Below are 8,577 nucleotides of genomic sequence, written 5' to 3'. Positions count from 1 at the left end.
TCAACAACTTCAACCACTTGCGCTTCAGATCTCTCATCAGCGGGAGGCGAATTCTACAGCGTTACACGCTGCTGTCAACACCTCTTTTTCAACTTCCTTTCGCGCCTCGATGAACTGAAGCAACCTGCTGCCGAAACTTACATAACTCATTGTTTACCAAGGAGTTTTCCGTTTCGACTGCGCCAGAAGTGGGGCGAATTATAGACATCCAGAATCTGCCGTCAACCTCTATTTTCACCTTTCTACGGGCCACGTCCCTGTAGCCCCGCAATTGCTGGGTTAGAACGTGTATTTAAAGCTCGTCATCACATTACGCGGCGCACCGTAGACACTCCAACTGTCCGCATAAGCGTAATAACTGCGATCAAATACGTTGTTCACGTTCAACGTCGCGCTCAGATTGCGGCTGATGTCATACCGCGCCATCAGGTTGGCCAACGCATAGCTGCCTTGCTCGAACGTATGCAAGTCCATCCCGGTCTTGCTCTGCCAGTTCACCCCGCCGCCCACGGTAACCTTGTCGAACACGCCCGGCAGGCGATAGGTGGTGAAGGTCTTGAGGCTGTGACGCGGGCTGGTGGTGACGATGCGCTGGTCATCGGCATTGGTGCTCACGCTGTAGGCGTAACCGGCGGACGCTTGCCAGCCGTCGCTTAACTCACCGTTGAACTCCAGCTCCACACCCTTGGTAGTAGTGCCCTGCTCCGCACGGTAGATGTCGGGGTCACGCACAAATACCGGCAAGTTGTCCTGGTCGATCTTGAACAGCGCCAGGCTCGCGTTGAGTCGGTCGTCGTTGAAGCTGCCCTTCACCCCGACTTCGTAACCGGTGCCTTCCTGCGGGTCCAACGCCTTGTAGCTCGCATCATGAATGCCGTAGGCCTGGGGATTGAAGATCTTGGTATAGCTGGCATACAGCGACCAGGTGCTGCTCAAGTCATAAACGATACCGGCGTATGGCAGGAAAACACCGTTACGGGTTTCCTTGCTCTCGGTGTTCTGGCTCGGGTCGGCGTAGGTCACCACTTCATTGCTGCGCTTCCAGTCTGTAACACGGCTGCCGAGGATCACCGCCGTGTTGTCGGTGACATGCAAACGTGACGTCAGGTACGCCGCATACTGGTTTTCTTCTATATGCGTCTTGCCCACCGGCGTGGTATCCGGAACATTTGCGCCGCTACCGCTCCAATTGAAGATATTGGGCACGGTGCCGTCGTAACCGGTCCAACTGCCAAACCAACCGCCATGGCTTGGCGTGTTTTCGTGGTAGCGCGACATCGTCACGCCAGCGATCAACTCATGCTCACGCCCAAACAGACTGAACGGCCCAGTCAGATACGCATCGAGGTTGTTCTGGCGCGGCGTGCCCGACCAGCGATTGGGATAGAGATAAGCACCCGCCCCCGTATCCTGGTCGATGCTGCCATTCATATAGTTGATCAGCTCATCGAACTGGTTCTGCGTGTGGCTGACTTCAACCTTGCCGCTCCAGCCGTTATCGAACTGATGCTCAATGGAGCTGAACACATTGGTCTGCTTGCGATCGTTATAGGCCCAATCCGGCGCACTGTTGGCCGAGCGACTGAAGGTGGTGCGGTTGCCGTTGCTGTAGAACATCGGGAAGCCGGTGCGCAACGGGTCATTCACCTGGTTGTTGATATAGCTGAAGCCCACCGTCAGCATCGTCGCATCACTCAGGTCGAACTCGGATATCCCGTACACCATCTGCGAATCGGTGTTGACGCGATCCACCCAGGAGTTCTGCTTCTTATAGTCCACCACCAAACGCCCGCGGATATTGCCACTTTCCGTCAACGGCCCGGACACATCGAACCCCGTGCCATAACGATCCCAACTGCCCGCCTCCCCCGTGATACTGGCCTGCGCCTCGGCCGTCGGGCGCTTGCGGATCAGGTTGATGGTCGCCGACGGCGTGCCCGACCCACTGATCAACCCCGTGGCACCGCGCACCACTTCAACACGGTCGTACATCGCCGTGTTCTGCGTGGTGTTATCCAGGCGCGCCGACGTCGGCACGCCGTCGATCTCGAAGTTGTTGATCTGGAAACCGCGCGACCAATAAGTATCGTTCTCCGCACCAACGCCCACCCGCAGCACCGTAATGCCCGGCGTCGCCTCCAGCACTTCGGTGAGGTTGGTGAGCCGCTGGTCATCGAGACGCTGGCGGGTGATCACCGTGACCGATTGCGGGGTTTCTTTCTGAGTCAGGTTCAACCGCGTCGAACTGCTCGACGAATAGGTGGTGTAAAGGCCGGTGCCCTCAGTGGTCGAACCCGGCGCCATGCCAGAAATCGAGATCGCGCCCAGTTGCACGGCGGCGCCCGCCCCCGGTTGCAATTGATAACGTCCCTCGCCGGTCTGCACCACCGTCAACTCGCTGCCCGCCAGCAGCACCTGCAACGCCTGGTCCACCGAGTAGCTGCCATGCAGCGCAGGGCCAGTCTTGCCGGCAGTGAGCGCAGCATTGCCCGCCAGATAGACGCCACTTTGGGCGGCGAGCTGATTGAGCTGATCGGCCAAGGCGCCAGCGGGCAGGTCGAAGCGCTGTACGGCCTGTTCAGCAGCAGTCGCCAATGGCACAAGGCTCAGGCTCGCGGGCACGGCCAAGGCCAAAGCAATCGCCAGGGCCAAAGGTTGGGGGGCGTTACGCAGGAATAAAGGCATAAAACAGTTCCGGTCGAAGGAGGCATCAAGCCGTTGTCCTTCTCTAATTCGAATGAGAACGCAAAACCGGAAGCACGCATGAAAAAAATCAGCGCGGCACCACGTTGACCCACCAGGCAAGCGGCCGCTCGATGCGCACCGGCAATACCTGAGCAAGCATGGCCAGCGCCTGATCGGTGTCGTGCAACGGGTACGTGCCCATCACTCGAAGGTTGGCAACCTGCGGGTCAATGCCCAGATGCCCATGGCGATAGCTGGCCAACTCACCGACAAAGTCCGCCAGGCGCATATCGTTCGCCATCAACACTCCTTTCGCCCACGCCTCACGCCCAGGTTGCGCGGGGTGCAGCGCCGACAGGCTGTGGCGGTCAAAGACCACACCCTGCCCCGCAGGCACGATGCCCGTCTGGCCGCTATCACCACACGCCGCTTGCACACGCCCTTCATACACGTTGAGCTGCGTACGCCCATCTTGTTCACGCACGCTGAACCGCGTCCCCAACGGCCGCAGGCGACCTTGCGCGGTCTCCACCACACACGGGCGACTGTCGTTGCCGGTGTTGATCAGAATCTCACCGCTGTAGAGCTTCAATTCCCGCTGCCCGGCACTGAAGTTGACGTCCAGCGCCGTGCCGCTGTTGAGCCAGATACGCGTACCGTCTGCCAACAACTGTTCGCCCAGCGGCACAACACCGGTGTGGAAGTCGCGGGTCCAGGCGCCCCGTTGCTGCCAACTGCCCCAGCCCAGCAGCGCGCTGCCCATGACAATCGACAACCCACGCAATACCTGGCGCCGCGAGCGCTGCGAACCACGCAGGTGTGCCAACGTCTGGTTGGCCCCCGGCACATCCTCCTGCAACGGTGCAAACCGCTGGCTCACCCGCGCGACATAACTCCAGGCCAACGGGTTGACATCGTTGCGCCCATGCCACTGGCGCCACGCGTCATGCAGATGCCGCGCATCCGGCTCGGCACTCAGACGCGCAAACCAGTCAGCGGCTTGTTGCAACGCGGCATAGTCCAGGCCACCAGAAGGCGTGCTCACGACAAGGCACCGTCCAGTTCGGCTTCCAGCACCATGCACTGGAACATCGCCTGCCCGATGTACTTGGTCACCGTGCGCTCGCTCACGCCAATGCGCAGCGCGATCTCGCGGTAACTCAAGCCATCGATCTGCGCCAGGCAGAACGCCTGCGACACCTTCACCGGCAAGCGATCCAGCATCGCCTGCAAATGCACCAGCGCTTCCAGCACCAGCGCCCGGTGTTCTTCCGACGGTGCACAGTGTTCCGGCCGGCTCGCCAACACCTCAAGCCACGCCTGCTCCACCTGCTTGCGGCGGAAAAAGTCCACACAGACGTTACGCGACAGCGTGCTCAAGTACGCCCGCGCGTGCCCGTCGCTGCCGAACTCTCGTGGATGCGTCAGCAAACGCACAAACACATCGTGGGCCAATTCGGCGGCGTCACTGACATTGCCGAGTTTTCGCGCCAGCCAGCGTTGAATCCAGCCGTGGTGGGCCGAATACAGGTTGCCAACGTTAAAAGGTGAGGGCTCGGGAAGCGGGGGCATGGGCAGCCCTACGAATAAGAATTGTTCCCATTGGTAATAAGAAAAGATAACCACCACAACGGGGAAAATTGACCTGCTGCAATGGCGCATCCCCCGGCTGCAGGTCAAGAAATGGCCTTGGGCCTGATGAGCAGGCCGCAAGGTGTGCAGCTAGCCAACCTGCAGTACAAGCCGACAACAATGCAATTGGAGCTGTGATGGCCGGGGTTGTTTTTTGCGCTGAAGAACAGTGATCATCGCCCTCCCCCCGACTGTTGAGGAACCGAGACCATGGAATTGACGCTGGAAGCTGTGGCGCTTTTTGCACTTAAGCTGGTGCATGAGGTGGACGGTGGCAGCCCGGTTTTGCGTGATGATCCGGTGATGGACGGGTATGACCGGGAGGTGTTTGGGTTGTTGGTGAGGCAGGGGGATTTGGCTGGGGTTTTGGGGAAGGTGTATGAGTGTGTGGGGCAGGCGTTGGAGGCGGTGGGTGGGGCTGACACAGTGTTGGGGCGTGAGCTGCAAAAGCTGTCCGCCGACGTGCAGCAAGCCACTACGCTGGAGGAACTAAGCCTGCCGCTCGACGCACTCAAGGACTACCTGAAAGCCATCCAATGACGCGCCGCCACTGCCCCATCACAAGGAGTACCCCATGATCGACTTCAACAACAAAGGCTTCTTCAAACTCAAACAAAACAACGAATACGCCGAACGCGTATCGGCCCTGCTGCTGGACGGCGAAACAGTGATCGACGCGTACAAGTCCATGCGCGACGGCGTGGTCTTCACCAACAAACGCATCATCGCCGTGAACGTGCAGGGGATAACCGGCAGCAAGAAAGACTTCACGTCGCTGCCGTACAAAAATATCGTCGCCTACTCGGTGGAAACATCCGGGACGTTTGATCTGGATTCGGAGTTGGAGATTTACTTTTCTTCGTTGGGGAAAGTGAAGTTTGAATTCACCGGCAAGACGTCGGTTGTGGAAATCTCCCGGTTGATTTCCAAACACCTGCTGGCCTGATCAGCGGGCAAAAAAAAAGACCTTGGCGCCCCAAGGTCTTTCTTACTGCCTACACGATCCAACGAATGCACCGGATCAAAAATGTGGGAGCGGGCTTGCCCGCGAAGACGCCCGCCCCAACACACTCAGCCTCCAGCCTTACACAACAACCCCATCCTCCTCAGCAGCCCCATTCGGCAACATCCCATTCGCCAAATCATCCACCACCGCCTTCGCCATCTCCCCCAAATAATGCGCGGCCCAGGCATAGCGGTCGGCGCTTTTGTCCATGGCTGCATCCAGCGCCAGCAGTTTGGAACAGTGCAACAGCTCGGAGGCGTGCTCCAGGGCTTCGCGGATGGGGACGCCCGGAGTTGATGCGGAATAGGTGGCGATGGTTGGGCGGTGTGCCGCAGGTGGAGAAGGTGATGATGCCGAGGGTTTTGTTGAGGGGTGGGTTGATCATTGGGCACCTCCGCGCTGGGTGGGGGTGTGGATTGCAGTGTTGCGTGGGGATCGCCTATCAGAAACGGTCATTGCTTTAGCTCCTAATGTTGAGCTGCCACGTTCGTTTCTCATGCGAATGGGTGACAGCTATGCGCGGGCTGAGAAACCGGGACAATAGGAACCCGGCAGACCCGAAGGTCTCCCACGCATAGCCGCCATGACACAGACAATGCGGGCACAAAAAAGCGCCGACAGTCTAATGGATGGTGGCGCCTATGCGCCTATTGTTTCTCGGATTCTCAAGTCCGGTCGCTGGGTTGGAAGCGACGAGAAAAGATAGCTCGAATGAGTAACAGCCAGAAAGCTGGAGGTTATGGCTAAAAATTTCAGCCACGCACACGAAACAGGGTCAGCGTTTGTACACCTCCCGCATGCAGATGAAAGCGCTCAAATAAGAACTTTCAAAGTCGCGCCAAGCCCGCTGAGTTTTCCCACAAAAACCATCGAACAACACTGATTCCAGGCGCTTACGCCCCCCTCGTAGGCTCACTCCCCACACAAGGAAGTGAGCCGGCCATGTCAGAACGCGCGTACCCCATCACCGAAGAACAACAACTCAAACGCCGCATCCTGATTCCGCAACCAAAACGAGCGCCTTATACGCCGCCCATCGACTTGCTCGCCCCTCTCCCACCCACAACCCCTGCGCCCACCAAGCCTCCCGGCTGCGTATTCCTCAAACCCTGCCAACTGCCTGACGGGCTTATTCACTACAACGATCCAACCGGTTACGTGCCACTTGAGCTGATTGAGGAGTACGGCCATTTCAGCCTTTTGGGCGGCCGTGAGGTGGATGACCAGGGCACGGTGGCCTTGAGCAAAATCAGCGCTAGTGCACTGCCTGTCGGCTTGGGATCGTTGGCGTTGCGGGCGGCGGTTGTGGAGTCGGCCGCTGTTGCCGCCGGCACGGTGGCGAGTGGGCTGTTAGCAGGCCTGGTCGGGCTGGCTTGGCCGGCAGCGTTGGGTGATAGCGCGCTCTACACCGATGAGCAATTGCGCTCGATGCAACGGGCGCGTTCGCAGATGCGTTTGCATATCGAGTAGTTGGAGGACGGCACGCTCAAGGGCTATGGGTTTTACACCGGCCGCAATGCCGACTGGCAGATGATCGATGTGGTGCAGTTCCAAAGCCGTGGCGACCGGTTTCTGGCGGACTTGGGTGAGGGTGTTGAGCTGATCTGGACGCCTGTGGTTGATCCAGGAGACACCTTGGGCATTCCGGCGTTGGAGGCGGCGCCGCAAGCACCGGTGATCTGGATTTATCCGCCGACGCAGAAGGCTGCGCAGATTTTGGTGAACCCGGTTTATCCGCCGCAGTATCGGGATTTTATTCTGGTGTTCCCGGTGGAGTCGGGGGTTGGGCCGCTGTATGTGGTTGTTAACACACCTCGCAAAGGGCTCAGAAACCCAGACCACGACTACTTCCCTGCCCCAGAAGCCAAAGACATAACGGGCTTCCCCGGATTGATTCCCCAAAGGCCCGTGACACCAAGAAAGGGTGGGGGCGGTTTACGTGAACGCTGGATAGACGCAAAAGGCAGGAAAATATTTGAGTGGGATGCGAAGAAAGGAGAGTTGGAAGTCTATCGAAACAGTGATTTGGAACACCTCGGCGCATTTGATCCGTACACCGCAGAACGTCGAGGTCCTGCCAAACCAGAACGCCGAATTTACAGATAAAGAGGAAGCAAAAGAATGGTTATGAAAACCAGATTGCGATGGTACGAAAAGCACAGCAATGACTTAAAGGCAGATGAGTACTCAGCAGACATCGACGATGGCGATAGCTTTTTTGAAACGTTGGGTTTGAGCGAGGAAACCGCGATCTATGCCGACGTGTTCAACGTTCTTCCAAGCTGGATAACAACCCTCCAACCCCATTTCCAACACGTGATCAACCCACCCCTCTTCGACTACCAAATCTCCTTCCGCTACCAAGGCGCCTGGCCACCCGCATCCAAGCAACCCAAGAACCCATGAGGCCAACCATGAAAAAGCCCCTTCTCTACCGTTCAGTCAACACCCGCACCCATGGAGTACGTCACGGCAGTTACAGCGCTTATCGGTACGAGCGAAACACCAAAAGCGAAAAGGCCGCACAGTCCAATCGCAGCTCAATGCACTGCCATCATCGACACGGTTTTGATTACACGCCGCTGTATCGCTTTCTTCTGTCCAAAGTCGGCCAACCATGGGGCGCAGTGTTCAGCGAAGCCAACGCCCGCCTGGATCGCCCCGATCCAATCTTCTGGATGGTCGCGCTCCATGAAAGCGACAAGCAGGACTACGTGAGAACGGATGAAAATAGTTACTACAGCGGCTTATGGGTCGACGACGCTGGCCTGCTGCAAAAAGTTAACGCTCAACTGACACCTGAGTGCATGAAAACCTTCTACGACAACAGAACCCACACCTTCAACGGCGTGGTATATGCGCACGCTCATGCGACGAAGACCCAAAGCCAAACGCCAAAGTCGATCAACCCGCTATCACCCGCTCCGCCGGTCCTCGATATCTCCCACAAGTGAATGGCAGTGCAGTCATTTCCCGAGCCTGGAGCAGGTCAAAGTGTGGGAGCTGGCTTGCCTGCCAAAGCGGCGGATCAGCCAGTACTTATATCGACTGACACGCCGCCTTCGCGAGCAAGCCCGCTCCCACAGGGGATTGGCGCCGGGTCAGAATTCCAGGCGGGCGCTCAAGCCGCCGTGTTCGAGGTTGTGCAGTGCCAACCGACTACCATCTCCCACAGGTGATTAGCGATGCTGTCATCTCCCAAGCCTGGCGCAGCTCAAAATGTGGGAGCTGGCTTGCCTGCGAAAGCGGTGGAT

General features: G+C 58.2%; 7 protein-coding genes and 2 pseudogenes. 5 read left to right on the top strand and 4 right to left on the bottom strand.

What is annotated here, in order from left to right:
- Window positions 1–279: 279 nt before the first annotated feature.
- The 3 genes from ACZRMO_RS25160 to ACZRMO_RS25150 all read right to left on the bottom strand — a co-directional run bounded on the left by ACZRMO_RS25160 (window position 280) and on the right by ACZRMO_RS25150 (window position 4,257).
- The gene (locus tag ACZRMO_RS25160; protein ID WP_463974610.1) at window positions 280–2,685 is read right to left on the bottom strand and encodes a TonB-dependent siderophore receptor; all 2,406 of its coding nucleotides are present in this window, start codon (window positions 2,683–2,685) and stop codon (window positions 280–282) included.
- 88 nt (window positions 2,686–2,773) lie between these two features.
- On the bottom strand, window positions 2,774–3,730 hold the full coding sequence (locus tag ACZRMO_RS25155; protein ID WP_463974609.1) for a FecR domain-containing protein: 957 nt from the start codon (window positions 3,728–3,730) through the stop codon (window positions 2,774–2,776).
- A complete protein-coding gene (locus tag ACZRMO_RS25150; RefSeq protein ID WP_463974608.1) occupies window positions 3,727–4,257 on the bottom strand; it encodes a sigma-70 family RNA polymerase sigma factor in 531 nt (176 codons plus the stop codon). The genes ACZRMO_RS25155 and ACZRMO_RS25150 overlap by 4 nt, the downstream gene beginning before the upstream one ends.
- 270 nt (window positions 4,258–4,527) lie before the next feature.
- Between ACZRMO_RS25150 and ACZRMO_RS25145 the strand changes: the two genes are divergently transcribed.
- Together ACZRMO_RS25145 and ACZRMO_RS25140 are read left to right on the top strand one after the other, a co-directional pair.
- Window positions 4,528–4,857, top strand: coding sequence for a hypothetical protein (locus tag ACZRMO_RS25145; protein ID WP_463974607.1), 330 nt, complete (start codon window positions 4,528–4,530; stop codon window positions 4,855–4,857).
- A 34-nt stretch (window positions 4,858–4,891) separates the two neighbouring features.
- On the top strand, window positions 4,892–5,263 hold the full coding sequence (locus ACZRMO_RS25140; RefSeq protein WP_463974606.1) for a PH domain-containing protein: 372 nt from the start codon (window positions 4,892–4,894) through the stop codon (window positions 5,261–5,263).
- A 138-nt stretch (window positions 5,264–5,401) separates the two neighbouring features.
- Here ACZRMO_RS25140 and ACZRMO_RS25135 read toward each other — a convergent pair.
- Window positions 5,402–5,708 (bottom strand): annotated as a pseudogene (locus ACZRMO_RS25135) (DUF3077 domain-containing protein).
- Between the two features lie 557 nt (window positions 5,709–6,265).
- On the opposite strand from ACZRMO_RS25135, the pseudogene ACZRMO_RS25130 reads away from it, so the two are divergent.
- The 3 genes and pseudogenes from ACZRMO_RS25130 to ACZRMO_RS25120 all read left to right on the top strand — a co-directional run bounded on the left by ACZRMO_RS25130 (window position 6,266) and on the right by ACZRMO_RS25120 (window position 8,277).
- Window positions 6,266–7,429 (top strand): annotated as a pseudogene (locus tag ACZRMO_RS25130) (S-type pyocin domain-containing protein).
- Window positions 7,430–7,444: 15 nt separating this feature from the next.
- A complete protein-coding gene (locus ACZRMO_RS25125) occupies window positions 7,445–7,729 on the top strand; it encodes a colicin E3-like toxin immunity protein (RefSeq protein ID WP_463974605.1) in 285 nt (94 codons plus the stop codon).
- 8 nt (window positions 7,730–7,737) lie between these two features.
- Window positions 7,738–8,277 carry a hypothetical protein gene (locus ACZRMO_RS25120; RefSeq protein WP_463974604.1) on the top strand — a complete coding sequence of 180 codons (540 nt, stop codon included), beginning with the start codon at window positions 7,738–7,740 and terminating at the stop codon, window positions 8,275–8,277.
- Window positions 8,278–8,577: the final 300 nt, after the last annotated feature.

Source organism: Pseudomonas sp. B611 (assembly GCF_055407965.1).
The sequence above is the reverse complement of the archived record's forward strand: the minus strand, read 5'-3'. Positions and strand labels throughout refer to the sequence as shown.

Coding starts and splice junctions, on each gene's coding strand:
- ACZRMO_RS25160 (WP_463974610.1), bottom strand. CDS start 2,685: ATGCCTTTATTCCTGCGTAACGCCCCCCAACCTTTGGCCCTGGCGATT.
- ACZRMO_RS25150 (WP_463974608.1), bottom strand. CDS start 4,257: ATGCCCCCGCTTCCCGAGCCCTCACCTTTTAACGTTGGCAACCTGTAT.
- ACZRMO_RS25145 (WP_463974607.1), top strand. CDS start 4,528: ATGGAATTGACGCTGGAAGCTGTGGCGCTTTTTGCACTTAAGCTGGTG.
- ACZRMO_RS25140 (WP_463974606.1), top strand. CDS start 4,892: ATGATCGACTTCAACAACAAAGGCTTCTTCAAACTCAAACAAAACAAC.
- ACZRMO_RS25125 (WP_463974605.1), top strand. CDS start 7,445: ATGGTTATGAAAACCAGATTGCGATGGTACGAAAAGCACAGCAATGAC.
- ACZRMO_RS25120 (WP_463974604.1), top strand. CDS start 7,738: ATGAAAAAGCCCCTTCTCTACCGTTCAGTCAACACCCGCACCCATGGA.